Here is a 23,892-nt window from a genome sequence, read left to right on the forward strand (position 1 = left end):
CCTTAGTACCCTGTCTGAACGCCAGCAGCACCGGGCTGAAGGTTGGCGGCAGGTGTGGTCAGTGCAATCCGCAGCTTGTCGAGGCCGGAAGCCTTGGCGACTACATCGTCCTCAGCGGCGGTTACAGCGTCCACGTCCGCAATCTCAGCGGCATCCATCCCCGTTTTCGGGGGGGGAGGTGCCTTCTGTGGCTTGGGGGTGTCTGGCATACACATTAGCGTTCCAATTCAAAATTGTTCGTTTGCTCCTCGGACATGCGTTTCAGGAAAAGAACCACGGATCGCTGTGCGGCTCTCCAGCGGATAGCGTCAAAGGTGTCGTTCTCGTGGATTTCCTGAAGGGGGAATTGCTCATCAAGAGCCTCCACCATCCGGGGGGAAACGGAGGGAAAGTTTGAGGTGCTCATAGTCTCTCTCTATAGGTGCAACCTAATCGGCTGCGATGTATCGGGAGATTTCGCGGTGAAGTTCGGGGATGTTGCCATCATTCTGGATGACCGCATCGGCGTCCGGTTCGTAGCCTTCGCTGGGGTGTTGGGGGACACCCTTGTGGGCTACCCGCTTGATCACGATGACCTCGCCGCCAAGGGCACGGAGGGCGGTTTCCTCGTTGGCGTAGCGGAGGTCATCCACCACTACACTGAGGCCCGCACGGAGCTGGAGCTCCACTCGCTTCTGCCAAGCGTTCACCCAGAGGTCAGGGTTCAGGAGGTCGCGGCCCCATTCACCACCAAGGGTCTGCATGGCGTGCCGGGGGGTACAGCCTCGGAGGTAACTGTCGGGCTCTTCCTTGAGGTCACCTTCGATCCGGCGAGAGATTTCATCCCGCCCCAGCCCGCACATCTCGTAGTAGGTCTGGAGCATGGATTTCAGGATGTCGGCAAACTTGACCCGAACCCAGCCCGCATCAATGAGGACCTGCGCAGCGGTGGATTTACCGGACCCGGCAAGGCCCGTGAAGGCGACCAGTCGGGGTTTCGGCTTTGGCTTGCGGCATTGGAGAGCGAAGAGGATGCCGTCAACCTTGCCCGCCCCTACTTGGGTTAAGGGGTCCATAGGATCGGCTCCTTCTGCTTCATGTCGTAGTCATCACGATGAAGGATGCGGGCCACGCGTGCCTGAACGAGGGCGTCCTCTTCAGTCAGCCCAGCGGCCTCGTAGTGGGAAACCACACAGGCCCAGAGGTCATCCGTCTGGTCATCCTTGAAGCGTGTCTCGACTTCTCCCTTCCGGGGGCCGCGCTTCAGGGTGTGCTCATAGGGAACCTTCAGGGTGCCGCTTTCGATGATCTTTGCGGCGGTATCCACCCCGATGCCGGGGCAACCCGTGTAGCCATCTGTGGTGTCACCTGAGAGGGTCTGTTTGAGGTGCCACTTGGCGGCTTCCTCTTCGCTGATTTCCATGACCTCGGGCTTGTTGGTCAGCGCGTCCCGGCAATAGAGACCGGGGATTGTCTTCATGTCCTTGTCGAGGGACACGATGATCTTCTCGCCCTTGATGGCATCCCATGTGGCAAAAATACCGAGGATGTCGTCGCCTTCGAGGCGCGGGCGGATGATGGCGTCGTGCTCTTCGATCAGCCAATCTTTGATGTGGCGGAGGACGAGAGGTTTCTTGGTGGCGGCTCGGTTGCCCTTGTAGGTAGGCAGGACATCCAAGCGCCAGTTCTTGTCGTTGTCGGTGAGACAGAGGCGGTATTCGTCACCGTTGAGGTTGTCCATAGTCTCTTCGACCATAGACATGACGCGCTTCTCGACTTCTGTGGCATCACAGTGCCAAGTCCAGTAGCCGCCACCCCAATCGGTTGCCACTTCCATAGCGGCTGCGGCCTTGTAAGCGTACACATCCGCGTCAATGAGGACGATACGTTTGCTCATTGCTTCCGGCGGCACCAGTAGCGGACCAACTGGCACGCGGCAAAGAAACCCAGCGCGACTTGGATGAAGGGTAGGAAGAGGATCGTCACCCCGTCTGTCCAGTCATAGTAGGCTTCGTTAAAGTCCTGCGGATCGTAGATTGCGGACAACCAGCCCACGATCAGGCCAAAATAGGCCGCGACGGCGGCGATGATCATTGCATAAATCATGGTTAAAACTCCACGTCTTCATCAACATCAGCCAAGTATTCCAGACCCACAGGCGTTGGGAGCCAGAGGCGGGAATAGCGGTCGATGCCGATACGGGTTGTAAGGAGCCCTTCAGAGGCGGCGGCTGCGATGATGTCAGCCTCCACGCGGGCGGTGTCGCTCTTTGTTGTTACCTGTGAGAGCCAGCAGGTCTTGATGATGGCCGCGATTGCAGCCGCCATATCAGTGAGTGTCATACCAGTTGTTTCCGATCTTATATTCGCCAGTGATCGGGCATCGGAATTTGAAGTGTTCCCCCGCTTTCTCAAAGGCGGTGACACATGCTTGGCCAACCTCGTCGGCAATCTCTGGACGTGCCCAGAGCTGGACCTCATCGTGGATGTGCGCCATCAGCGCGTAGTCCACACCGAAGCGGTAACCACGAGCTTCCAAGTCCTCGTACAAGATGACCGTTGCCTTCTTGGAGATGAGGGCACCAGCCGACTGGAGGAGGGTGTTGAGGGCTGCGTGGGGTGAACGGATTGGAAGGATGCGACCGTCGAGACCCTTGAGGTAACCTCGGAAGTTCTCGTTCTTCTCCTTCACCGATCTGCGCTTGGGTTGATTGGTCTTGGGGCACAGGTAGGTTTTGTTGACGAAGATGTACGGCGAGGTGACCAGAGCGATCTTCTCGCGGAGTTTCTTCAGGGCGGGCGTGCGACTGAGGAACGCCTCCATGAGGGCTTTACCCTCTTTGGCACCACGCTCCACGATCTGGCCGATCTTCTCAGCGCCAGCTCCATAGAGGAAACCGTAGATGAACGTCTTGGCGTTGTTGCGCAGGAAGTCGAAGTAATCCGCAAGGGTCACCTTCTTCCGCTGGCCGGGGTTCAGGTTGCGCAGGTATCGTCCACTGTTAGCGTGGTCGTTGGCCACGTCGATCAGGAGCGTATCGTGATCCTTGCGGCCCTTGGCGAAGACCTCTTCCTCATACCCAAACAGCGCGGCTGCGTTGAAGGTGTGAATGTCCCCTTCGAGGATCACCCGGATGTAAGCACCGTCATCGTAGATGCCCATGAAGTGTCCAAGGCAGCGGAGCTCCAGACCTGAGAGGTCAGCCCCCACCTGCTTCATCCCCTTCGGGGGACCCCATAGCTCACGGCACTCTTTACCGTAGGGGGCGGAGGCGCTGGGCGTCTGGGCTACGTTGGGGCGTTTGTGGGTACACCGCCCGGTCACCGCGCCGTTGGTCGAGACCTCGTGGTGGATTTTACCTTCGGCGGTGACCAGCTTCAGCCACGCTTGGTTGCCCTCAGAGAGCTGGCCAAGGCGCTTGCTAATCATCATGGCTTCGGTGAGGAGGGAAGCCTCAGGATAATCCAGCTTGGAGAGGACATCCTCGTCCACCTTGGGCTTGCCCGTGTCGGTCATCTCCTTGGGCTCCCAACCGTACTTGTCGGTCAGGCGATCAGCGATGTGGTCTCTGGAGCCCGGATTGAACACCACAGTCTTGACCTTGTAGGTCAGCTCTCCGGCGACATATCCCAGCTTGGCGTTGTTCACCTTGGGGATGAACGCGGTGCGGACCTCCCACGGGGGGAAGGCAGCTTGGAGCTCCTGAGCGATTTCCGCCAAGCGGACCTGAAGGGTTCTCTCCAGCTTCTCCCCTTCGGTCACGTTGAAGTGGTAGCCTTCCAGCTCCATGCGGCGGATGATCTGAACAAAGTCGTGTTCGAGGTCGAGGGCTTCCTGCGAGTAGTTCTTCGAGATGATCAGGTCATAGAGCTTGTCCGTGACCACGATGTCCTGTTCGCAGTAATCCTGCATCGGGATGTTCCATGTGTTCCACACATAGGCCGCGATCTGTTCTCGGGTGGGTGTCTTCGGGGGGCAGTCCTTGACGAGCTTGCCCTCAGCCCGGTGCTCCATGTGTATTTCCATGAAGTGGTCTTTGAGCTCTTGAGCTCGTTCCTTGGCGTAGTCGCCTTTCCATTCACCGAGGCGGATACCCCAAGCGTCCAGGCCGTGGCGTCCGATGATGGACCCCGGCCACATTTCGTTCATGCGCTTGTCGCCATGCTTGCGCTTGAGGGCATCACGGCGGCGGAAGTCGCGCTCCTTCATGTCTGACCAGATGAGCTGGGAGGCCACGAGGGTATCGAAGACACGCCCGCCATAGGTCCACTCAGGGTAGACCTTTCGGATGGCGGGGATGTCGAATTTTATGATGTTGTGGCCGACGATCACGTCAGCCTTTGCAAGGACCCCCAGCCCGTACTCAACGCTCATGTAGTCGGGGTGGTCATCTGTGCATGATATGACCTGTCCGGTTTCCTTGATCAGGATGCAGAGGGAGTGGATGCGGGTGAGTTGGTCCAGCAGGCCATCGGTTTCGATGTCGAAGATGGCCGTCTGATAGGGGGTTGCAAGCGCGTACACCCCATCAGGGGTTGTGTCGTGCGGTGGCGATGTCATGCGAGGAGTACGATGAGCATGAGCGATAGGGTGACAAGAGCGATCAGCCACCAATCGGGACCTTCAGGGTCACCCACGAGGTCACCGATCAGTTCATAATCTGCATCCGTGGTCATGCCATAACCCCCATCAAACAGAAGAGAGCGAGGTCTGGGAACCAGTCGAACGAGAGCATCTGACCAGTCGGCAGGCTGAGTACGAGGGTGTGGTCATTGAGCGGCCACGGCATCGCACCGTTCCGCACTGCGAAGTCAGCCACCTTCGCGGCATTAAAGCAGTTTTCCATGTGGAATTATTCCTTGTGTGGGACGATCAGAACGGAATGTCGTCGTCATCGTGTGATTTGAAGCCCATGCTCTCGCCGGGGTTCTCATCTGGGAGGACAGTCTCAAAGAGCTGGCCAGTGTCCCTGTCGTATCCGAGGTAGATCACCTGTCCGGTCGCGTTGCCCGTGTACCGATCCTTCAGGACCCGGAAGGTCGAGATGGACCGCATGTCCACGTTCTCGTGCTGTTGGTCGCGTTCCAAGCCAAACATGTAATGGCACCAGAAGCCGATGGCGCGGGACCCTTTAAAGTGTCGGATCATCACACGTCCACCTTCCTCGTGAGGTTTCCCTTCGGGTGTCGCCAAGTGGCTGATCATAATGAGCATGATGTCGAGCTCCTTCACCAATCCACCCATCTCGGCGGTGATGCGTTCGAGCCCTTTGCGTTCATCATCCTCAGCAGCGGCCAAGGCGGTGAGGTGGTCGAGATAGAAGATGCGGCAACCTTCGGCGTGGACCATGAACCGGATGGTGTCTCGGATCAGGTCCCATTGGTTGGCACCGAAGCTGTCGAAGAAGGTGATGTTCTCATTCGCGTCCAGCTTGTCGAGGGCGTCATCCAGCTCCTCATTGGTCCACTCAGGGGTGTACCCTGCGGGGAGCTCACCCACATCCGGCTTGTCGGCCAGTCGGGGGATATGGAAGCGCCGTCCTGCGACCTTCCCTGCCAGTCGCTTGCCTGTCTCTCCGGGTTGCTGTTCGAGGAAGAAGAGGCAGACCTTCTGGTTCAGGTCTACGGCGTCAAAGTTGATCTGTTGCGTGAACCAGTCAGTTTTACCGATCCCCGTACCAGCTCCCAGACAGTACAGCTCACCGAAGCGGCGTCCGTATGTCAGGTTGGTCAAGCTCTCGGAGAACCACGGAAGACCCCATTCGATGGGCTTGCGCATATCCTCTTTGAGGTCTCGGAAGGACACCAGACCGGACGGCCTGTAGGGTTGGGCGGCGAAGGTGGCGTCCACCAGCTCTGGCCCGCGCCCTGCGAGGAGCATCTCATTGGCGTCCTTCAAGGGCAGCGAGGCAATCTTAGCCTTACCGGGGGGCACGATACGGGCACACTCCTCGGCGGCAGCTTGACCCTGCTTGTCCATGTCAAAGCAGATGATCACCTCGTCAAACTGGCTCAACCAGTCGAGGTTTCGGGCGAAACATTTTGGGGCGTCGTCAACACCCAGAGGGACACTGACCACGGGCCACTTGTTACCTGTGACTTGGGATACTGTGAGGGCGTCGATTTCACCCTCTGTCACGACAACCCTTCGGGTTCCCTTGACGGTTACCCACTGGCCAAAGAACGGGGGTTTCTTACCGGAACCAAGCCACGGCATCCCCTCATCCTTGTCGCGGAACCGGAGCTTCTGTCCCGTCACTGCACCGGAGCTGTCACGGTAGTTGGCGATCTGGACGGTCTGTCCATTATAGCGACCGACTTGGTAACCGTATCGGCGGCAGGTTTCCTCAATGATGCCCCGCGCCTTGAGGGATTTGAACTCCCCCTCAATGAGGTCATCAGACATTCGGGTCCTCCGTTCATGTGTGTACGTGTGTTCGCTATCTGTTGGGGGTTCCCAATGGTCACACCCCTGCCCGAAGCAGTAGGCGTGGCCATCAGAGTAGCGGGCGAGGTTGTCGCTGGAGCCGCACGAGGGGCACGGCTCCTTGGCGATCAGGACGCTTTCGCTGTCATCCATGATCAGAGGCAGCAGTCATCCCCAAGAAGAGCATTGATTGCCCTCTTGGTGGGGGAGATACCAAGGATTTCATCCACCAGAACTTCAAGTTGTTCTGACAGGACCTCCTTCATCTCTTCAGGGGTGGAGGCGACATACTGGGGTGAGACAACGCCAGTGCGGGGGTCCTCTGTGCTGAGGTGGGCCACCAATCCATTGGCGACCCGCTCCACCCGCAGCGTCAGACGGTCAGCCTGACCGCGCATACGCTTCAGGGCCATGATCAGTCCTCAATGCCGAAGGTGCGGCGCAGCATGTTGGCCGAAGCGCGGGCCTCATCGGCAGCACGGACAGAGGCTTCCCATTTCACGTCCAGCTCGGAGGCTTTGACCGCAGCGGCTTCTTCCACTTCATCGGCCAGGGCCAGTGCTTGGATCATGGCTTGCTCGGCGGTGCGGCGCAGGTCCTCTGCGGTATTCATGCCTTTGTCGTAGGCGGCTTCGGCTTTGTCGGATGCCTTGATGGCTTTCGCGTCATGGGCGACGGCGATGGCTTCCAGCTCGGTCACCATCCCGGTGAATTGGGCCATGACTGCGGCGGCGGTGCGAGGGAAGAAGGCGGAGATGAAGGGGATACGCATGTGAGTTTGCTCCAAAAAAAGAATTGCTGTCCGGGTGACCCGGAAGGTGGGGTTGGGGTTGTTGGGGGTCAGTCGTCCAGCGAGTAGCGGGTGTACCGTTTCCCTGTGACGGGATGGACGCGGCGCTCCCGCTTGATCGGGATACCTGCATCTTCGATGTCGGTGAGGCGGCGGGTCAGCGAGGCGCTCGTGATGTCGAGGTCTGCGGCTGCGGCGCGGGCGGAGATTGAACCGTTCTTCTCCATGTAGGCCACGATGGTCTTGGCCAGTCTGGTGAGGTTCATCGCAATGGTCAGCGATTTGAAAGTCATTTACGTTTCCTTCCGGGTGTTGGGTGGCGTTGCTGCCTGAAACGAAAAAGACCCCCGACCCAGTTAAGGGCAGGGGGGTCATGTCGAGGGAGGAGGAGGGACAGAGATGGTCTCCGTCTATAGGTGCAACCTATTGCGCTGGGCGGAGGGAGAGGACGGACCCGATACGGATCATATCGTCCTTGATCCCATTCCATTCGCGGAGCTGCTCCACTGTGACGCCATAGGCTTGGGAGATACCCCAGAGGCTTTCCGCACGGCGAACCCTGTGGGTCTCTGGGATACTCAGGATGTCCCCGCCATTGATCTTGCGGGTGAACTTGAAGTCGCCGCCGAAGCGGGTCCCGTTGACCAGAGCTTGGGTGGACAGGCAGGGGCACGCCTTGGGTGCTGAGTTGGTCATGCGGATCAGGTCGCGGTGACCGATGACGCGCTCGTCTGGGATACCGTATTCGGCCTGCCATTCACGGATGCGACCCAGCAGGAGAACCGCTTGCTGTCTTGTGAGGTTATCCTCAGGGACGTTGGAGCTGTCCACGCCACCAGCGTAGCAGATGCCCAGCGTCTTCCGGTTCCACTCTGCACCACAGCCACCAACGTGGGCTCCGGGGCGGTCGATGGGGCGCATTGGGTAACCACCAGCGTGATCGTGCAGGACAGGGGGCTGACCCTCATGGGGGCGTGTGACGATGGCGTGATAGCCCGCGCCAAGCCATCCCTTGCGGCGATGAACGCGGTCGATCCACGCGGCGTCCACTTCGGTCATCTCTGGTGGTGTGGCGGAGCAATGCACAATGATCCACTCTGGGGTGAAGTCCTTGGTCATTCGTCTATCCATTCTCTGGGAATTGTTTTCCGCGCATAGAGAAAACCATTCTTCTCACACCAAGCGGCGTAGGTTGTCTTCGAGGTCTTCGAGATGCGGGCGTTGGGGTTGTCGAACACAAAGCGGATGTCGAGGTCCGGTCTTTGCTTACGGATGAGGATGTGCTTTTGGCGGTCCTCGACCATGAAACGGCCCTTGGTCTCGACATATATTTTCTTGCCAGACCCTTGGGTGATCAGGGGGAAGTCGGGGGTGTATTTGCAGAGGCGGGCGGGCTTGGTGTACTCAATCCGCTCCCCCTCGAACTCGTAGAAAACACCCCACTTGTCGAGGAGTGCTCCATTGCGCTCTTCCAACCCCGACCGCCACCCGTTTTTCAGGGCAGCGGCACGGACGGATGAGGGGCGGGCCATCAGAACTCGTCTTCGCCTTCATCAGCGCCGCCATCACCATCATCTTGGTCATCGGTGAAAGCGCCAGCGTCGAAGCCATCTTCCTCGTCGTGCTGTGCGAAGCCCATGTCCTCAGCCGACTGTTCGCCGGAGCCTTCATATTCGACCAGCTTCATCAACTGGACACCTGCCAGACGGTTGAAGGACATGCCGACTTCCTTGTCCTTGGCGGTGTAGTAGGCGTTTGGCTCGAACGAGAGGTAGACCTCGGAGCCGGGGCCAGCCTTGATGGGCTTCTTGATGTGCTGGCCCTTGCTGTCCACGAGGCCGACTGTTTTCTTGAAGACCTTTTCTTCACCCGTCTTGCGGTCCTTGTAGGTAATCTCGGCCTTCTGTTTGAAGCTGAACAGGATGCGACCTGTTTCTTCGCCATCGTCGTCATACTCGACCTGGCCGACTTCCTTTTTCTTCAGCACCTTTTTCAGCTTCGGGTTCTCTTCAAGGACGGCATCGAACTCGGCGTCCACGAGGGCTTCCATCTTCTTCAACCACGCGGCTGCACCACGGGCGTCAGCTTCGAGGGCAACCTTGATCTGGTATTCCAGTGTGGTCTTGTTGAAGTCCAGTGTGGGCTTCTGGATCGCGGTGAAACCCGCCACGGTCATGCGGGGGGTTGTCACGAGGTTCTTTTCTTCACGCGCCATGCGGTCAAACTTTCTTTGGGAGGAGACCCCGTTCCATCATCAGCGCGATCAGATCGGCTGGCGGTTGGAGGTCGTGGGAATTGTGGAGGGAGAGGAGGAGGCGCAGGCAATCCGCGTCAGGGTCTTCTTGCTGGGCAAGGAAGGACCAAAGCACCTCAAGCCAGTGTGCAATGTCCATTACAGTTCACCTGCAAGGTAGCTCTGCACCGCCTCAAATTCGGGACGCTTCCCGGCCACGCCGTTCATCACGTTCTGCGCTGTCAGGAAGACCTCATTGGGCCGCAGGCCGAAGCGTTCGCAGAAAAGGATGAAGGTCATCGCCATTCCGAGGGATTGGATTTCCTTCGGAAAGTCTTGGAGGGCGTCGATAACCGCCATCGAAGCATGACCTACGTGGATGGGGTTGGCGTTGTTCATTTTGTCGTTGTCGATCATTGATCATTCTCCGTGGGAAGGTCCCAGAAACGGGAAAAACCCCTCAGGGGTTAACCTGAAGGGTTCTTGTTAGGTCTAAGGTGAAGGATTAATCTCTGAGGTAACCTTAAAGGATAACCTCACAGGTCCATCTATAGGTGCAACCTATTCCCACGAGGCGGGGTGATGGGCGCGGGAAAACCCTTCCAGATAGTGACGTTCTTGAGGGTGGATGACATGCGACACGCGATCTTTCAGGACCACTGCGATGGCCTGCGCAGTCTTCTCAGCGGGGGTGAACGCCTCAGGAGTGATCATGTACTGCGCCCGTTGCAGTGCATCCCTCAGGGTGACCCCAGGGGGTGGGCCGCTGAGTTGGAGGATTTGAATACCTGCACGGTCGAAGTGGCTGGCGAGGTACATGACGCAGGAGGCAACTGGCAAGGGTTCGGATGAAAAGGACATTGCGGTGCGGTGGTCATCCTCCAGTGGAAAGGTGAGAATTTTCCCCTGCACCTTAATGCTCCTCCGCAGGTAGCCCACGACTTGGGTTGCGTCCTCGTTCAGGATCGGGGAACCTTGGCGATATACGGTCATTGGATTTTCTCCTCAGTTGGTTGCGTTCTCACAAGGAAGCGACGAGCCCATGCCTCGCCTCGGTCATCCACGGCCACCTGATAGGCGGCATTGGTCACTGGTGTTTTGGGGGTGTTACGCGAAGACATAATCGCTCTCCTTGATGCGGCTCAGGTCCAGCTTACCGAAAGCTGGCATATCTGGAATGTTCCCAGTAGTGGGAAGAAAAAGACACACTTCGCCCTTGAACTTCTCAAGGACATTTTCCTCGTAGAGGTCCACCATGCTCTCGCGGAGGCAGGCACCGAGGAGGTCGGTGTCACAGGCGTGTGTGCCGAAGCTGTCGTGGATCACGGCAAAGTTGGTGATGCCGTTGTCCTTGGCGTAGAGGACGGCCATGCGGAGGTGCGTTCCGTCCATAGAGTGGACCCAGTTTGGCGCGACCCCGTTGGCTTGGCGGCGGCTGTCCAGTTGGTCCTGTTCTTCTTGCAGGGTCATGTAGACGAACCTGTCCCCGAAGCGGGTCTTCACCCGGCGGGCCTTCATATCGCGGTACTCTTGCATGATCGGCAGGCCGTCCGGTGTGGTCCAGTGCAGGGGCATCCCTTCGCTTGAAAGGACCTTGGCGGTCTCCCTCAGCCAGTCCATCGCAGAGCGGGCGGCAATCACCACCTCACCAATGGCATCCCAGACGTAACCTGCGAGGAGACTTGCGGCGTCATCGCGTAGGTCCTTCAGGGGGTTCTGTTGGCCCTTCCGTTCCAGCTTCTCTGCCTGATCATCAATCCACTCCATCACGAACGAGCGACAAGAGAAACGTGTGGACCCATAGGGGAGCGTCATGGTCGCCCGTTTGGTCGTCCCACGGGTCACCCCGAAGTCAAGAATACGGGCGGCGAGGGTTGCGTTCGTCCCACTTGTGGAAGTATCACGGCGCAGTTTCAGAATAACCCTGTCGGCAACCTCTTGGTACACGTCCGAAGGTTTGTCTGCGGGGGTCAGGTTCACAGCCTTGCCCCCTACCTCATCCCGTAGGGCGGCGCTGAAGTGCTGGAGACCAGAGCATGATCCATCCATAGCGATGGGCAGGTGGGTGATGTGGTCCGCACCATTCTGGATGTAGCTGGTCCATTCAAAGCAAAACGCCAAGAAGCACCACGGCTTGTCCGCTTCGGTCCACCACATGTCCGCTAGGGGATCGGCGGCGCTGGAAAGGATACGCGCTTGATGTTCCTCCACCCAGTCGATGCGCTCTTCGAGGCTGGCCTTGTCGTAACCAAAGACGTTGGCCCCTTGGATCGCCAGCCACCCTGGCCCTGTACCGGACCCGATGGGTTTACCTTCCGCGAACTCCAGCAGTCCCTTCGCATCATCGGCACCCTGCGGGTTAAGGAAGAGGGGGACCGCATAGACACGCCCACGGAAGTCGAGGGTGTGGGGGAAGAAGATTTCGTCGTACTTGGAGAATTGGTTGGCAAGGTTAACTGTACGGGCGGCACGTATACGTTGGGACCGTTGCTTCATGTTTGCAGCATGGAGGAAGGATGCTTTCCGCTTCCAGTCGATGAGCTCCTCGCGCTGGGCGTCCGTCATGTCTTCCTTGGCGGTATCGGGGAAGGGGTAGGGAGCGATGACGTACTCGTCCCGTGCAGGGAGACCAGCAACGGCCACGCCACGCTCCCACAGGGCTGTCAGTACGCCCATCACCTTCGAGTTAATCCGCCACGGGACATCTTGCACGGCGTTCACAGCCTCATAGACCCCACTCAGTTGGTTCGGGATACTGGACAGTTCCTCCAGATAGGCGCGGTTGCGGGTCTTGACGAACTCCACAGGCCGCAGGGAGGGTGAGTGGTAGCCGCCATTGAAGGGGGAGGTCCACGGGTCAGGGCGTACCACCATTGGTAGGTAGGCAGGGGTCAGGTGAGAGGCGTTTTCACGGGTGCCCTCCATCCACTTCACGATGGCTTCGGTTGGCTGTACGTAGTTGACCGTCCGGTTCTTCGACTGGACCACGAACACCAGTTCCGCGAAGCCCGTGCTCTCAATGAACACTTCCAGCAGTTTCGTCCCCAGTTGCAGCTTGTCGCTCGGTTTCCAGCCTTCCCAATGTGCGACGTGTTTTTGGTAGGTGTGCATCAAAACTGTGCGTTTGTGGCGATCTTGGCTGTTTTGTGTCTGGCGCATCACTTTCTGGAAAAGGGCGGGGGCTTCCGACTGGAAGTCGGCATAGCGGACCTCATCCTCAATCTGAGTGCCGATTTTGGAGGCCAGACGGGCGGCGGTCATCGGGCGGGACAGAGTGTCGATGATGCACTTACTGGTCAGGTAGGCCGCAACCTCCAGAGGGATCAGCGCAAGGAATTTGACCGCGTTGTGTCGCCGCCCAGCCACGCCCTTTTTCGCGGCCTCGGTGAACTCGGTCAGCGCCTCAATCATGGGAACGACTGAACGCTTCATCAGCGCAGAGCCATAATACGTGGAGCTTTCTTGCTGGGTCTCACGCTTTCGGGACAGGTCTTCATTGAAGCGGTTGACACCCATGTCGCGGGCCATTGCTTCGAGGCGGAGCTCTTCTTGGTAGAGGTCGATGGTCATTCTCAGTCTCCATTTCGGATGGTGCAAATGCAGTCGCGCTTTGTTCGCGCGTTGGTGCAAAAGCGGTATTTTTTATATCACATGTGGGAGTTTATTTTTCGGGCCTCCCAGCCAAGCTGGATTGCCTTATTTTTATGGCTTATGTGGAACCCTCACACATGTGGGATGAGTTGCATAAAATTTACCAGTTGATAAAAAAATTATTCCGTGAGAGCGTTTTTGCAAAGATGACAGCAAAAAGTTGCGGGAGCGTGAAGATGGTTGATGATGTGTTTGCACCGGGGATCAGGGCCGGAAGGCTGGAACCGGGCGCCTATGCGGCGCAGTTCTCGGACCTGCACCCGCCGCTGGACGGTCACGAGGCGCTGGTGGCCGCCGACCGTTGCTATTTCTGTCACGACGCACCGTGCATCACCGCCTGTCCCACGGACATCGACATTCCGCTGTTCATCCGCCAGATCGCCACGGGCACGCCGGATGCGGCGGCCAAGACGATTCTGGGGCAGAACATCATGGGCGGCATGTGCGCCCGTGTCTGCCCGACCGAACAGCTGTGCGAACAGTCCTGTGTGCGCGAAGTGGCCGAGGGCAAGCCGGTGCTGATCGGTCAGTTGCAACGCTACGCGACCGACCACCTGCAACAACAGGGCATCCACCCCTTCACCCGCGCCGAGGTCACGGGCAAGACCGTGGCGGTCGTCGGTGCCGGGCCTGCGGGTCTGTCCTGTGCGCACCGGCTGGCGATGCTGGGGCATGACGTTGTGGTTTATGACGCGCGGCCCAAGGCGGGCGGGCTGAACGAATTTGGCATCGCCGCCTACAAGACCCCGAACGGCTTTGCCCAGGACGAGGTCGACTGGTTGCTGAAAATCGGCGGCATCCGCATCGAGACGGGCAAGGCGCTGGGGGATGGCCTGACGCTGGACGGGCTGAAAGCCGACCATGACGCGGTGTTTCTGGGCATCGGCTTGGGCGGCGTGAACGCACTGGGCGCGCAGGGCGAGGACAAGGACGGCGTCACGGATGCCGTCGATTTCATCGCCGAACTGCGCCAGTCCAGCGATCTGACCGCATTGCCCATTGGCCGCGACGTGGTGGTGATCGGGGGCGGCATGACGGCGATTGACGCCGCTGTGCAGGCCAAGCTGCTGGGCGCGCTGAACGTCACGCTGGTCTATCGCCGTGGCCGCGACCGGATGAACGCCAGCCCGTTCGAGCAGGATCTGGCCGCCAGCAAGGGCGTGCGGATCGTCAACCATGCGGTGCCTGTTGCCGTGCATGGCAACGGTGCGGTGCGCGAGATCGAATTTGAATATGTCGACGGCGATATGAACGGCACCGGCCAGATGCTGCGCCTGCCTGCCGATCAGGTGTTCAAGGCCATCGGCCAGACCCTGCGAGGCGACGGGCTGCCCGATCTTGAGGGGCGCAAGATCGCCGTGACCGGCGCAGGACGCACCAGCGTCAAGGGCGTCTGGGCCGGGGGTGACTGTGCCTCGGGCGGGGACGATCTAACGGTGACGGCCGTGGCCGAAGGCCGCGATGCGGCGATGGACATTCACGCGGCTTTGATGGGCTGACGGCGGGCTGCGGCCCCCTATGAGGAGAACTTACAATGGCAAATCTGCAAAGCGACTTCGTCGGCATCAAATCCCCCAACCCCTTCTGGCTGGCCTCGGCCCCGCCAACGGACAAGGAATACAACGTCCGCCGCGCCTTTGATGCAGGGTGGGGCGGTGTGGTGTGGAAAACATTGGGCATGGAAGGCCCGCCTGTCGTCAACGTCAACGGCCCGCGCTATGGCGCGATCTGGGGCGCGGACCGTCGCCTGCTGGGGCTGAACAACATCGAACTGATCACCGACCGCCCGCTTGAGGTGAACCTGCGCGAGATGAAGGCGGTCAAACGCGACTATCCCGACCGCGCGCTGATCGCGTCGATCATGGTGCCCTGCGAGGAGGAAGCGTGGAAGGCGATCCTGCCCCATGTCGAGGAAACCGGCGCCGACGGGATCGAGCTGAACTTTGGCTGTCCGCATGGCATGGCCGAACGCGGCATGGGCAGCGCCGTAGGGCAGGTTCCGGAATACATCGAAATGGTCACCCGCTGGTGCAAGATGTACACGCGGATGCCAGTGATCGTGAAGCTGACGCCGAACATCACCAACGTGCTGTACCCCGCCGAAGCGGCCAAGCGCGGCGGGGCCGACGCGGTGTCGCTGATCAACACGATCAATTCGATCACATCTGTGAACCTGGACAGTTTCGCCCCCGAACCTATGATTGACGGCAAGGGCACGCACGGCGGCTATTGCGGACCTGCGGTCAAGCCGATTGCGCTGAACATGGTCGCCGAAATTGCCCGCAACCCCGCCACAGCCGACCTGCCGATCAGCGGCATCGGCGGTGTCACCACATGGCGCGATGCAGCCGAATTTCTGGCGCTGGGTGCCGGCAACGTGCAGGTGTGTACGGCGGTCATGACCTATGGGTTCAAGATTGTGCAGGAAATGATTTCGGGCCTGTCCGAATACATGGACAGCAAGGACATGACCTCGGTTGACCAGCTGGTGCGCAAGGCGGTGCCGAATGTGACCGACTGGAACCAGTTGAACCTGAACTATGTCGCCAAGGCCAAGATTGATCAGGACGCCTGTATTTCCTGTGGCCGCTGCTTTGCCGCCTGCGAGGACACCTCGCATCAGGCGATTGCCATGTCCGAGGATCGCACATTCACCGTGATCGACGAGGAATGCGTGGCCTGCAACCTGTGCGTCAACGTCTGCCCGGTCGAGGATTGCATCAGCATGGTGCCGATGGACGCAGGTGCCACCGATCCGCGCACGGGCAAGGTGGTTGATCCGGCCTATGCCAACTGGACAACGCATCCGAACAACCCGTCGGCGACGGCGGCGGAGTAAGCGATACAGTTGCTGTTATAGGTCAGGCGAGATTGACCTTGCCACAAAGGGCAGCGCCCGACCGCGGGTGGGCATCACAACACCCGTTAGCACCACTTTATCTCAATGCTTTGGCGTGCGGCCGAAGAGGCGCAAGACGGTGAAAAAGCGCCCGCCCATGGGGCGGTCGGGCGCTGCCCGGCGGTGCTAAAGCACCTTGATTCCGGGCTTTGGCGATTGGGGGTTGCCGTTGAGTTTGCCGCACCTCGGCCCGCCATGTCGTAGACATGTCTTCGGCATGATGCGCGGCTTTGCGTTCTGTTTCGAACGGCGGCTTCTTCGACACTTACGCCGAGGTGCTGTTCTGCCCCGGCGTAAGCAGATTGCGAAACATCGTCTGCAAGAACTGCGCCGCGCTGTCGGTCGGCTCTTCGCCCTCAAGCAGCACCTCGATCTGGGCCTGAAAGTCGGCATAGTGCTGCGTAGTCGCCCAGATCGAGAAAATCAGGTGGCGCGGGTCGACCTGCGTCAGTTTGCCCGCTTCCATCCACGCCTGAATCACACCGCAGCGCGCATCGAACAGCGGTTTGAGGTCGGCGCGCAAATGCGGGTCCATGCGGGGCGCACCTTGCAGGATTTCATTGGCGAACAGGCGGCTTTCGCGGGGCAGGTCGCGCGACATTTCCAGCTTGCGTTGCACATAGGCCAGTATTTCGGTCAGCGGGTCGCCTTGGGGGTCCAGTTCGATCAGCGGGTCGAGCCATGTTTCCATCAACTGACTAAGCAGCGTGACGTGAATTTCTTCTTTTCCGTCAAAGTAATACAGGATGTTCGGCTTGCTTAGGCCCGCCTGTTCGGCGATCTGGTCCAGCGTGGCACCGCGAAAGCCGTGGGCCGAGAATACATCAAGGGCAGCGTCCAGAATTTTGCGCCGGTTGCGCTGTTGGATGCGGCTGGGTTTCTTCTGGGTCTGATCGGCCAAATTCCCTGCCTTTCGCGTGCTGCAATTTCAGGCAAATGCGCAAGGGATGCGCACTGCGTCTCAGTCAGTTCTTGACTCAAAAGGTGCAGAGCGCAATCGTGTATTTACCAAATGGTCAAAAACAAGCGCCGCAGAGCGCGAAGGGGAGAGATATGGCAGCACCTGGGGAAAATCTGCGGATTGACGGACAACGGCTGTGGGACAGCCTGATGGACATGGCCAAGATCGGCCCCGGCGTGGCGGGTGGCAACAACCGCCAGACGCTGACCGACGCCGACGCCGAAGGCCGTGCGCTGTTCCAGTCGTGGTGCGAGGCCGCGGGCTGTACCATGGGGCTGGACCAGATGGGCAACATGTTTGCGCAGCGTGCGGGCACCGACCCTGATGCGCTGCCGGTCTATGTTGGCTCGCACCTGGACACGCAGCCCACGGGCGGCAAATACGATGGCGTTCTGGGCGTGCTGGGTGGTTTGGAAATTCTGCGCACGCTGAACGATCTGGACGTGAAGACCAAGCATCCCATCGTGGTCACCAATTTCACCAACGAAGAGGGCACACGCTTTGCCCCCGCGATGCTGTCGTCGGGGGTGTTTGCGGGCATTCACACGCAGGACTGGGCCTATGCCAAGACCGACGCCGAGGGCAAAACCTTTGGCGACGAGCTGGCGCGGATTGGTTGGCGCGGGGATGAAGAAGTGGGCGCGCGCAAGATGCATGCGTTTTTCGAGCTGCACATCGAACAGGGGCCCATTCTGGAGGCCGAGGGCAAGGACATTGGCGTGGTCACCCACGGTCAGGGGCTGTCGTGGACGCAAGTGACCGTGACGGGCAAGGATGCGCACACTGGATCGACGCCGATGCCGATGCGCAAGAATGCGGGTCTGGGGATGGCGCGAATTCTGGAAAAGGTGGACGAGATTGCATGGGGTCACGCGCCGCATGCGGTGGGTGCGGCGGGGCATATCGACGTCTTCCCCAACTCGCGCAATGTGATCCCCGGTCAGGTGGTGTTCACGGTCGATTTCCGGTCGCCCGATCTGTCGGTGATCGAGGACATGGAAGCGAAGCTGCGCGTCGAGGCGCAGAAGATTTGCGACGACATGAGGCTGGAGGTCGCGTTTGAAAAGGTCGGCGGGTTCGATCCCGTGGCCTTTGACGAGGGCTGTGTGACGGCGGTGCGCACTGCGGCCGAGCGGCTGGGCTATTCGCATATGGATCTGATTTCCGGTGCGGGGCACGATGCCTGCTGGGTGAACCTTGTGGCGCCCACTGCGATGGTGATGTGCCCTTGCGTCGACGGGCTAAGCCACAACGAGGCCGAGGAAATCACCAAGGACTGGGCCGCCGCGGGTGCGGACGTGCTGTTGCACGCGGTGCTGGAGACGGCAGAGATTGTCGGGTGAGGAATGGTTTGCCATGATCGACCCTGACCTGAGCATTGCGGACCGGATCGGGCTGCTGATTCAGGCCGAGGTGGCAGAAGCGCCGGTGGATACGGCCAAGGACCGCGCCTATCTCGCGGCCTTTCGCGCGGCGCTGGTGCGGCCCTTTGCGACCACGGTGAACTTTTCCGGCGGGCTGACGCAAGCCTGCTGGACCGTGACGCGCACCGATGGCGATTACCGCGTGATCTACATGCCGCGTGCGGGGTATTTCGCGCTGTGTGTCGAAAGCGATTTCGGGCCGCTGGACATTGGCGTGCACGGGCCGGCGATGGGGTGCTTTGCCAGCGTGTGACGCGGGGCGCTGCCCCGGACCCCGGGATATTTAAGGCCAAAAGAAACAGGCCATACAAACGAGACGACAGGAGAGACGAGATGAGCAAGGTGATCAAGGGCGGCATGGTCTGCACGGCGGACCGGACGTGGAAAGCGGATGTGCTGATCGAGGGCGAGAAGATCGTGCGCATTGGCGAGGATCTGGTCGGGGACGAATATATTGATGCGGAAGGGGCCTATGTGATCCCGGGCGGGATCGACCCGCACACGCATCTGGAAATGCCGTTCATGGGCACCACCGCCGCCGAGACATTCGAGACCGGCACATGGGCCGCCGCCGTGGGCGGGACCACGATGATCGTCGATTTCTGCCTGCCGGGCGAGGATGGCAGCATCAAGAACGCGATCAACGAATGGCACCGCAAGTCTGCGCCGCAGATCTGTTCGGACATCGGCTATCACATGGCGATCACCGGCTGGAACGAGAACGTGTTCAACGAGATGAAAGACGCCGTGGATATGGGCGTGAACTCGTTCAAGCACTTCATGGCCTACAAGGGCGCGCTGATGATCGAAGACGACGAGATGTTCGCGTCGTTCAAACGCTGTGCCGAACTGGGTGCGCTGCCGATGGTGCATGCCGAGAACGGCGATCTGGTGGCCGAGTTGCAGCAGAAGTATTTCGATCAGGGAATCACCGGCCCCGAGGGGCATGCCTATTCCCGCCCGCCCGAGCTGGAGGGCGAGGCCGCAAACCGGGCGATCACCATTGCCGACACGGCGGGCGTGCCGCTGTACATCGTGCACGTGTCCTGCGAGCAGACCCACGAGGCGATCCGGCGGGCGCGGCAGAAGGGGATGCGGGTGTATGGCGAGCCGTTGATCCAGTTCCTGACGCTGGACGAGGGCGAGTATTTCAACAAGGACTGGGACCACGCCGCGCGCCGCGTGATGTCGCCGCCGTTCCGCAACAAGCAGCATCAGGACAGCCTGTGGGCCGGTTTGCAGGCGGGATCGTTGCAGGTGGTGGCCACCGACCACGCGGCGTTTTCGACCGAGCAGAAGCGGGCGGGGCGCAATGATTTCCGCATCATCCCCAACGGGTCGAACGGGCTGGAGGAACGTCTGGCAGTGCTGTGGACCGAAGGGGTTGAAACGGGCCGCCTGACGCCGAACGAATTTGTCGCTGCGACCTCGACCAATGTGGCGAAGATTTTGAACATCTACCCGCAGAAGGGTGCGATTGTTGAGGGTGCGGATGCCGACATTGTGGTGTGGGACCCGAAGATCACCAAGACGATCAGCCCGGCCAACCATCATTCTATTCTGGATTACAACGTGTTCGAAGGCTTCGAGGTGACGGCGCAAAGCCGTTACACCCTGAGCCGTGGCGAGGTGATCTGGGCCTGGGGGCAGAACAGCCAGCCGCAGCCCGGACGGGGCAAGTTCGTGCCGCGCCCTGCCTTTGCCGCGCCCAATGTCGCGCTGTCGAAGTGGAAAGAGCTGACCAGCCCGAAGATGATCAAGCGTGATCCGATGAACATTCCGGCGGGGATCTAATTTGTGGAAGTGAATAACCTGAAAGACGCGGGCAATCCTGCTGCAAATGGCGGGGCCGTTATCTCGGCCAAGGATCTCGACCTGACCTTCCAGACCAACGACGGCCCCGTGCACGCGCTGAAAGGCGTGTCGTTGGATATTGAAAAGGGCGATTTCGTCAGCTTTATCGGCCCCTCGGGCTGTGGCAAGACGACGTTCCTGCGGTGCATGGCCGATCTGGAGCAGCCGACGGGCGGCAGCATCACCGTCAATGGGGTGAGTGCGGCCGAAGCGCGGGCGGCGCGGGCCTATGGCTATGTGTTTCAGGCGGCGGGGCTGTATCCGTGGCGCACCATCGGGGGCAATATCAGTTTGCCGCTGGAGATCATGGGCTATTCCAAATCCGATCAGCGCGATCGTGTGGCGCGGGTGTTGGAGCTGGTGGAGCTGGCCGGGTTCGAGAAGAAGTTCCCCTGGCAACTGTCGGGCGGGATGCAGCAGCGGGCGTCGATTGCCCGTGCGCTGGCCTTTGACGCGGATATTCTGCTGATGGACGAACCCTTTGGCGCGCTGGACGAGATCGTGCGCGACCACCTGAACGAACAGTTGTTGAAGCTGTGGGCGCGGACGGAAAAGACCATTGCCTTTGTCACCCATTCCATCCCCGAGGCGGTGTACCTGAGCACCAAGATCGTGGTGATGAGCCCGCGGCCGGGGCGGATCACCGATGTAATCGACAGCCCGCTGCCCAAGGAGCGCCCCCTGGACATCCGCGAGACGCCGGAGTTTCTGGAAGTTGCGCATCGGGTGCGGGAAGGTTTGCGGGCGGGGCATAACGATGTTTAAGGCTGTGACAGCGGGGCTGAGCCTATGACGCGTTCGATCCTTCCCGTTCTTACGGTTGTCGCCGCTATTCTGGCGCTGTGGTATGTAGCCGCCGTGCCGATGAACGCGCAATGGGCCTATGACCGCGCGGCGCGCGCCGATGTGACGCTGTCGTTCAGCGATCTGGTGGCCGACACCTGGAGCCAGGACAAGCCCAAGCTGCCTGCGCCGCATCAGGTGGCGGTCGAGATCTGGGAAACGACGGTTCAAAAGAACATCACCTCGAAACGGTCGCTGGTCTATCATGCGTGGATCACGCTGAGCGCGACGCTGTTGGGGTTTGCGCTGGGCACCACGCTGGGCATTCTGCTGGCGGTTGGCATTGTTTACAACCGGGTGATGGACATGAGCGTGATGCCTTGGGTTATCGCGTCACAGACCATTCCGATCTTGGCGCTGGCGCCGATGATTATCGTGGTGCTGAACGCGGTGGGCATATCGGGTCTGCTGCCCAAGGCGGTGATCAGCATGTACCTGTCGTTTTTCCCCGTTGCCGTGGGCATGGTCAAAGGGCTGCGCAGCCCCGAGGTGATGCAACTGGACCAGATGCACACATGGCACGCCAGCGCGTCACAGATGTTCTGGAAGCTGCGCCTGCCCGCGTCGATGCCCTATCTGTTCACCTCGTTTAAGGTGGCGATGGCGGCATCCTTGGTGGGGGCCATCGTGGGCGAACTGCCGACGGGCGCGATTGCCGGACTGGGCGCGCGTCTGCTGGCCGGCAGCTATTACGGCCAGACCATCCAGATCTGGAGCGCGCTGATCATGGCGGCGGCACTGGCGGCTGTCATGGTGTCGCTGATCGGGCTGATCCAGCGGATCGTGCTGAAACGGATGGGGATGGCGACATGAGCGCGGTTGTGCAGAAACGCCCCGCGTGGCTGGGCTGGGCGCTGCTGGCGCTGGTCTTTGTGCTGGCGGCGGCGGTGGACTGGCGGTTGGCGCCGGTTCTGGCGATCTGGGTTGCGGGCTGGATGCTGAACGCGCTGATCGCGCGGCACGGCGCATGGCGCTGGGGCGGCTATGTCATACCGATCCTCTTTGGCGTCACGCTGCTGGCGATGTGGGAAACCGGCGAGCGGTTGTTCGAAATCTCGGACGTGCTGTTGCCGGCACCATCCGAGATTGCCGCGCGGTTCTGGCTGTCGCGGGACATCCTGTGGGTGGATTTTGTGCAGACCGTGATCAAGGGCGCGCTGTCGGGCTTTTTGATGGGCTGCGGGGCTGCGTTCGTGCTGGCCGTGGTCATCGACCGCTTTCCGTTCCTGCAAAAGGGGCTGCTGCCGGTGGGCAACTTTGTCGCCGCGCTACCGATTGTGGGCATGGCGCCGATTCTGGTGATGTGGTTCGGGTTCGACTGGCAGTCCAAGGCGGCCGTGGTCGTGGTCATGGTGTTCTTTCCGATGCTGGTGAACACGGTGCAGGGGCTGCAATCGACCGACAGTATGCAGCGCGACCTGATGCGGACTTATGCGTCGTCCTATTGGCAGACCTTGCTGAAGCTGCGCCTGCCTGCGGCGATGCCGTTCATTTTCAACGGGCTGAAGATCGCATCGACGCTGGCGCTGATCGGGGCGATTGTGGCCGAATTTTTCGGCTCGCCCATTCACGGCATGGGCTTTCGTATCTCGACCTCGGTGGGGCAGCTGGCGCTGGATCTGGTCTGGGCCGAGATTGTCGTAGCGGCCATCGTCGGTTCTGCCTTTTATGGCGGCATCGCGCTGTTGGAACGGCTCGTGACATTCTGGCACCCTTCACAGAGGGGCCGGACATGAGAATAATAAACCAAGAAGAAGACCAACAAGGAGTATCAAAATGAAGACGTTTACTTACGCGGTCACAACCGCTGCGCTGGGCCTGATGGGCACCGGGGCGATGGCGGCGGACGATGTCACGCTGCAACTGAAATGGGTCACCCAGGCCCAGTTCGCAGGCTACTACGTGGCGCTGGACAAGGGGTTCTACGAAGAAGAAGACCTGAACGTGACGATCAAGCCGGGTGGCCCCGACATTGCCCCCGTGCAGGTGCTGCTGGGTGGCGGTGCCGATGTCATGGTTGACTGGCTGCCCTCCGCGCTGGCTGCGCGCGAAAAGGGCGCGCCGATCGTGAACATCGCGCAACCCTTCGCCAAATCGGGCCTGATGCTGACCTGTCTGAAAGAGCATGGCATCACCTCGCCCGCCGACTTCCCCGGTCACACGCTGGGCACATGGTTCTTCGGCAACGAGATTCCGCTGCTGGGCTGGATGGGCAAGCTGGGCTATTCCACAGACGGCTCTGACGGTGGCGTGACCATTCAAAAGATCAACTTTAACGTCGACCCGCTGCTGCAAAAGCAGGTCGAATGCGCCACCACCATGACCTACAACGAATACTGGCAGGTGATTGATGCCGGTCTGACGCCCGAGGATCTGGTTGTCTTCAAATACGAAGACGAAGGCATCTCGACGCTTGAGGACGGTTTGTACACCACCGAGGAAAACCTCGCCGATCCCGAGATGTCGGAAAAGCTGGTGCGTTTTGTGCGTGCGTCGATGAAGGGCTGGAAATACGCCGAAGCGAACCCGGATGAGGCCGCCGAAATCGTTCTGGAAAACGACCAGACCGGTGCGCAGACCGAAAAGCACCAGAAACGGATGATGGGCGAGATTGCCAAGCTGACCGAAGGCAGCAATGGCGCGCTGGACGAGGCGGCGTTTGACCGCAGTGCGGCGATCACCATGGAAGGCGGCATGATCACCAAGGCACCCGAGGGCGCCTGGACGCACGAGATCACCGACGAAGCCCTGAAATAAGCAGCCTTACGGGATCGAATGAAAAGGGCCAGCGCGATGCGCTGGCCCTTTTGTCGTCTGGTGGCAGAAGCGGGA

Annotated in this window: 27 protein-coding genes; 9 read left to right on the plus strand and 18 right to left on the minus strand. The window is 60.1% G+C overall.

Going from position 1 to position 23,892, the window contains the following annotated elements; translation table 11 throughout:
- Nucleotides 1–2: 2 nt before the first annotated feature.
- The 17 genes from AAC077_RS15940 to AAC077_RS16020 all read right to left on the minus strand — a co-directional run bounded on the left by AAC077_RS15940 (nucleotide 3) and on the right by AAC077_RS16020 (nucleotide 12,998).
- Complete coding sequence (locus tag AAC077_RS15940; protein ID WP_339771443.1) at nucleotides 3–158, minus strand: hypothetical protein; 156 nt, start codon at nucleotides 156–158, stop codon at nucleotides 3–5.
- Between the two features lie 56 nt (nucleotides 159–214).
- Nucleotides 215–406, minus strand: coding sequence for a hypothetical protein (locus tag AAC077_RS15945; protein ID WP_339771446.1), 192 nt, complete (start codon nucleotides 404–406; stop codon nucleotides 215–217).
- Nucleotides 407–428: 22 nt separating this feature from the next.
- Complete coding sequence (locus AAC077_RS15950) at nucleotides 429–1,055, minus strand: hypothetical protein (RefSeq protein WP_339771448.1); 627 nt, start codon at nucleotides 1,053–1,055, stop codon at nucleotides 429–431.
- Nucleotides 1,043–1,876, minus strand: a complete 834-nt coding sequence (locus AAC077_RS15955) for a hypothetical protein (RefSeq protein WP_339771451.1) — start codon at nucleotides 1,874–1,876, stop codon at nucleotides 1,043–1,045. The genes AAC077_RS15950 and AAC077_RS15955 overlap by 13 nt, the downstream gene beginning before the upstream one ends.
- Nucleotides 1,873–2,085, minus strand: coding sequence for a hypothetical protein (locus tag AAC077_RS15960; RefSeq protein WP_339771454.1), 213 nt, complete (start codon nucleotides 2,083–2,085; stop codon nucleotides 1,873–1,875). The genes AAC077_RS15955 and AAC077_RS15960 overlap by 4 nt, the downstream gene beginning before the upstream one ends.
- 2 nt (nucleotides 2,086–2,087) lie before the next feature.
- Nucleotides 2,088–2,321: a hypothetical protein gene (locus tag AAC077_RS15965; RefSeq protein WP_339771456.1), complete on the minus strand. Its 234-nt coding sequence runs from the start codon at nucleotides 2,319–2,321 to the stop codon at nucleotides 2,088–2,090.
- The gene (locus AAC077_RS15970; RefSeq protein WP_339771459.1) at nucleotides 2,308–4,539 is read right to left on the minus strand and encodes a DNA polymerase; all 2,232 of its coding nucleotides are present in this window, start codon (nucleotides 4,537–4,539) and stop codon (nucleotides 2,308–2,310) included. The genes AAC077_RS15965 and AAC077_RS15970 overlap by 14 nt, the downstream gene beginning before the upstream one ends.
- 312 nt (nucleotides 4,540–4,851) lie before the next feature.
- Entirely contained in the window at nucleotides 4,852–6,384 is a 1,533-nt protein-coding gene (locus AAC077_RS15975) for a toprim domain-containing protein (RefSeq protein WP_339771461.1), read from the minus strand.
- 176 nt (nucleotides 6,385–6,560) lie between these two features.
- The gene (locus AAC077_RS15980) at nucleotides 6,561–6,818 is read right to left on the minus strand and encodes a hypothetical protein (RefSeq protein WP_339771463.1); all 258 of its coding nucleotides are present in this window, start codon (nucleotides 6,816–6,818) and stop codon (nucleotides 6,561–6,563) included.
- A 2-nt stretch (nucleotides 6,819–6,820) separates the two neighbouring features.
- A complete protein-coding gene (locus AAC077_RS15985; RefSeq protein WP_339771466.1) occupies nucleotides 6,821–7,177 on the minus strand; it encodes a hypothetical protein in 357 nt (118 codons plus the stop codon).
- Between the two features lie 68 nt (nucleotides 7,178–7,245).
- Entirely contained in the window at nucleotides 7,246–7,488 is a 243-nt protein-coding gene (locus AAC077_RS15990) for a helix-turn-helix domain-containing protein (protein ID WP_339771467.1), read from the minus strand.
- A gap of 130 nt (nucleotides 7,489–7,618) precedes the next feature.
- Entirely contained in the window at nucleotides 7,619–8,314 is a 696-nt protein-coding gene (locus AAC077_RS15995; protein WP_339771469.1) for a LysM peptidoglycan-binding domain-containing protein, read from the minus strand.
- A complete protein-coding gene (locus AAC077_RS16000) occupies nucleotides 8,311–8,727 on the minus strand; it encodes a hypothetical protein (RefSeq protein ID WP_339771472.1) in 417 nt (138 codons plus the stop codon). The genes AAC077_RS15995 and AAC077_RS16000 overlap by 4 nt, the downstream gene beginning before the upstream one ends.
- Nucleotides 8,727–9,410, minus strand: a complete 684-nt coding sequence (locus tag AAC077_RS16005) for a hypothetical protein (protein ID WP_339771475.1) — start codon at nucleotides 9,408–9,410, stop codon at nucleotides 8,727–8,729. Before AAC077_RS16005 ends, AAC077_RS16000 begins: the two co-directional genes overlap by 1 nt.
- A gap of 177 nt (nucleotides 9,411–9,587) precedes the next feature.
- Nucleotides 9,588–9,845: a hypothetical protein gene (locus AAC077_RS16010; protein WP_339771478.1), complete on the minus strand. Its 258-nt coding sequence runs from the start codon at nucleotides 9,843–9,845 to the stop codon at nucleotides 9,588–9,590.
- A 144-nt stretch (nucleotides 9,846–9,989) separates the two neighbouring features.
- Nucleotides 9,990–10,421, minus strand: coding sequence for a hypothetical protein (locus AAC077_RS16015; protein ID WP_339771480.1), 432 nt, complete (start codon nucleotides 10,419–10,421; stop codon nucleotides 9,990–9,992).
- A gap of 114 nt (nucleotides 10,422–10,535) precedes the next feature.
- A complete protein-coding gene (locus tag AAC077_RS16020; protein WP_339771482.1) occupies nucleotides 10,536–12,998 on the minus strand; it encodes a DNA-directed RNA polymerase in 2,463 nt (820 codons plus the stop codon).
- Nucleotides 12,999–13,255: 257 nt separating this feature from the next.
- Between AAC077_RS16020 and AAC077_RS16025 the strand changes: the two genes are divergently transcribed.
- Together AAC077_RS16025 and preA are read left to right on the plus strand one after the other, a co-directional pair.
- Complete coding sequence (locus AAC077_RS16025; RefSeq protein ID WP_339771484.1) at nucleotides 13,256–14,578, plus strand: NAD(P)-dependent oxidoreductase; 1,323 nt, start codon at nucleotides 13,256–13,258, stop codon at nucleotides 14,576–14,578.
- 35 nt (nucleotides 14,579–14,613) lie between these two features.
- Nucleotides 14,614–15,918, plus strand: a complete 1,305-nt coding sequence (preA, locus tag AAC077_RS16030) for an NAD-dependent dihydropyrimidine dehydrogenase subunit PreA (RefSeq protein WP_339771487.1) — start codon at nucleotides 14,614–14,616, stop codon at nucleotides 15,916–15,918.
- 325 nt (nucleotides 15,919–16,243) lie between these two features.
- Here preA and AAC077_RS16035 read toward each other — a convergent pair whose 3' ends face one another.
- Nucleotides 16,244–16,879, minus strand: coding sequence for a TetR family transcriptional regulator C-terminal domain-containing protein (locus tag AAC077_RS16035; RefSeq protein WP_339771489.1), 636 nt, complete (start codon nucleotides 16,877–16,879; stop codon nucleotides 16,244–16,246).
- Between the two features lie 152 nt (nucleotides 16,880–17,031).
- On the opposite strand from AAC077_RS16035, the gene AAC077_RS16040 reads away from it, so the two are divergent.
- From AAC077_RS16040 to AAC077_RS16070, 7 genes are all read left to right on the plus strand, one after another.
- On the plus strand, nucleotides 17,032–18,282 hold the full coding sequence (locus AAC077_RS16040) for a Zn-dependent hydrolase (RefSeq protein WP_339771492.1): 1,251 nt from the start codon (nucleotides 17,032–17,034) through the stop codon (nucleotides 18,280–18,282).
- Between the two features lie 13 nt (nucleotides 18,283–18,295).
- Nucleotides 18,296–18,616 (plus strand): hypothetical protein, encoded by a 321-nt coding sequence (locus tag AAC077_RS16045; protein WP_339771496.1) that lies wholly within the window; start codon nucleotides 18,296–18,298, stop codon nucleotides 18,614–18,616.
- A gap of 80 nt (nucleotides 18,617–18,696) precedes the next feature.
- Nucleotides 18,697–20,157: a dihydropyrimidinase gene (gene hydA / locus AAC077_RS16050; protein ID WP_037926648.1), complete on the plus strand. Its 1,461-nt coding sequence runs from the start codon at nucleotides 18,697–18,699 to the stop codon at nucleotides 20,155–20,157.
- Between the two features lie 3 nt (nucleotides 20,158–20,160).
- Nucleotides 20,161–20,982, plus strand: coding sequence for an ABC transporter ATP-binding protein (locus tag AAC077_RS16055; RefSeq protein ID WP_339771537.1), 822 nt, complete (start codon nucleotides 20,161–20,163; stop codon nucleotides 20,980–20,982).
- 24 nt (nucleotides 20,983–21,006) lie between these two features.
- A complete protein-coding gene (locus AAC077_RS16060) occupies nucleotides 21,007–21,873 on the plus strand; it encodes an ABC transporter permease (protein WP_339771540.1) in 867 nt (288 codons plus the stop codon).
- A 122-nt stretch (nucleotides 21,874–21,995) separates the two neighbouring features.
- Entirely contained in the window at nucleotides 21,996–22,796 is an 801-nt protein-coding gene (locus AAC077_RS16065; protein ID WP_339771687.1) for an ABC transporter permease, read from the plus strand.
- Between the two features lie 85 nt (nucleotides 22,797–22,881).
- Nucleotides 22,882–23,817: an ABC transporter substrate-binding protein gene (locus AAC077_RS16070; protein ID WP_339771689.1), complete on the plus strand. Its 936-nt coding sequence runs from the start codon at nucleotides 22,882–22,884 to the stop codon at nucleotides 23,815–23,817.
- Nucleotides 23,818–23,892 lie beyond the last annotated feature (75 nt).

Source organism: uncultured Pseudosulfitobacter sp. (genome assembly GCF_963976325.1).
GTDB lineage: Bacteria > Pseudomonadota > Alphaproteobacteria > Rhodobacterales > Rhodobacteraceae > Pseudosulfitobacter.

What these genes read in the sequence shown, in the direction of transcription:
- AAC077_RS15940 (WP_339771443.1), bottom strand. Translation starts at nt 158, where the DNA reads ATGGATGCCGCTGAGATTGCGGACGTGGACGCTGTAACCGCCGCTGAG.
- AAC077_RS15945 (WP_339771446.1), bottom strand. Translation starts at nt 406, where the DNA reads ATGAGCACCTCAAACTTTCCCTCCGTTTCCCCCCGGATGGTGGAGGCT.
- AAC077_RS15950 (WP_339771448.1), bottom strand. Translation starts at nt 1,055, where the DNA reads ATGGACCCCTTAACCCAAGTAGGGGCGGGCAAGGTTGACGGCATCCTC.
- AAC077_RS15955 (WP_339771451.1), bottom strand. Translation starts at nt 1,876, where the DNA reads ATGAGCAAACGTATCGTCCTCATTGACGCGGATGTGTACGCTTACAAG.
- AAC077_RS15960 (WP_339771454.1), bottom strand. Translation starts at nt 2,085, where the DNA reads ATGATTTATGCAATGATCATCGCCGCCGTCGCGGCCTATTTTGGCCTG.
- AAC077_RS15965 (WP_339771456.1), bottom strand. Translation starts at nt 2,321, where the DNA reads ATGACACTCACTGATATGGCGGCTGCAATCGCGGCCATCATCAAGACC.
- AAC077_RS15970 (WP_339771459.1), bottom strand. Translation starts at nt 4,539, where the DNA reads ATGACATCGCCACCGCACGACACAACCCCTGATGGGGTGTACGCGCTT.
- AAC077_RS15975 (WP_339771461.1), bottom strand. Translation starts at nt 6,384, where the DNA reads ATGTCTGATGACCTCATTGAGGGGGAGTTCAAATCCCTCAAGGCGCGG.
- AAC077_RS15980 (WP_339771463.1), bottom strand. Translation starts at nt 6,818, where the DNA reads ATGGCCCTGAAGCGTATGCGCGGTCAGGCTGACCGTCTGACGCTGCGG.
- AAC077_RS15985 (WP_339771466.1), bottom strand. Translation starts at nt 7,177, where the DNA reads ATGCGTATCCCCTTCATCTCCGCCTTCTTCCCTCGCACCGCCGCCGCA.
- AAC077_RS15990 (WP_339771467.1), bottom strand. Translation starts at nt 7,488, where the DNA reads ATGACTTTCAAATCGCTGACCATTGCGATGAACCTCACCAGACTGGCC.
- AAC077_RS15995 (WP_339771469.1), bottom strand. Translation starts at nt 8,314, where the DNA reads ATGACCAAGGACTTCACCCCAGAGTGGATCATTGTGCATTGCTCCGCC.
- AAC077_RS16000 (WP_339771472.1), bottom strand. Translation starts at nt 8,727, where the DNA reads ATGGCCCGCCCCTCATCCGTCCGTGCCGCTGCCCTGAAAAACGGGTGG.
- AAC077_RS16005 (WP_339771475.1), bottom strand. Translation starts at nt 9,410, where the DNA reads ATGGCGCGTGAAGAAAAGAACCTCGTGACAACCCCCCGCATGACCGTG.
- AAC077_RS16010 (WP_339771478.1), bottom strand. Translation starts at nt 9,845, where the DNA reads ATGATCGACAACGACAAAATGAACAACGCCAACCCCATCCACGTAGGT.
- AAC077_RS16015 (WP_339771480.1), bottom strand. Translation starts at nt 10,421, where the DNA reads ATGACCGTATATCGCCAAGGTTCCCCGATCCTGAACGAGGACGCAACC.
- AAC077_RS16020 (WP_339771482.1), bottom strand. Translation starts at nt 12,998, where the DNA reads ATGACCATCGACCTCTACCAAGAAGAGCTCCGCCTCGAAGCAATGGCC.
- AAC077_RS16025 (WP_339771484.1), top strand. Translation starts at nt 13,256, where the DNA reads ATGGTTGATGATGTGTTTGCACCGGGGATCAGGGCCGGAAGGCTGGAA.
- preA (WP_339771487.1), top strand. Translation starts at nt 14,614, where the DNA reads ATGGCAAATCTGCAAAGCGACTTCGTCGGCATCAAATCCCCCAACCCC.
- AAC077_RS16040 (WP_339771492.1), top strand. Translation starts at nt 17,032, where the DNA reads ATGGCAGCACCTGGGGAAAATCTGCGGATTGACGGACAACGGCTGTGG.
- AAC077_RS16045 (WP_339771496.1), top strand. Translation starts at nt 18,296, where the DNA reads ATGATCGACCCTGACCTGAGCATTGCGGACCGGATCGGGCTGCTGATT.
- hydA (WP_037926648.1), top strand. Translation starts at nt 18,697, where the DNA reads ATGAGCAAGGTGATCAAGGGCGGCATGGTCTGCACGGCGGACCGGACG.
- AAC077_RS16060 (WP_339771540.1), top strand. Translation starts at nt 21,007, where the DNA reads ATGACGCGTTCGATCCTTCCCGTTCTTACGGTTGTCGCCGCTATTCTG.
- AAC077_RS16065 (WP_339771687.1), top strand. Translation starts at nt 21,996, where the DNA reads ATGCTGAACGCGCTGATCGCGCGGCACGGCGCATGGCGCTGGGGCGGC.
- AAC077_RS16070 (WP_339771689.1), top strand. Translation starts at nt 22,882, where the DNA reads ATGGGCACCGGGGCGATGGCGGCGGACGATGTCACGCTGCAACTGAAA.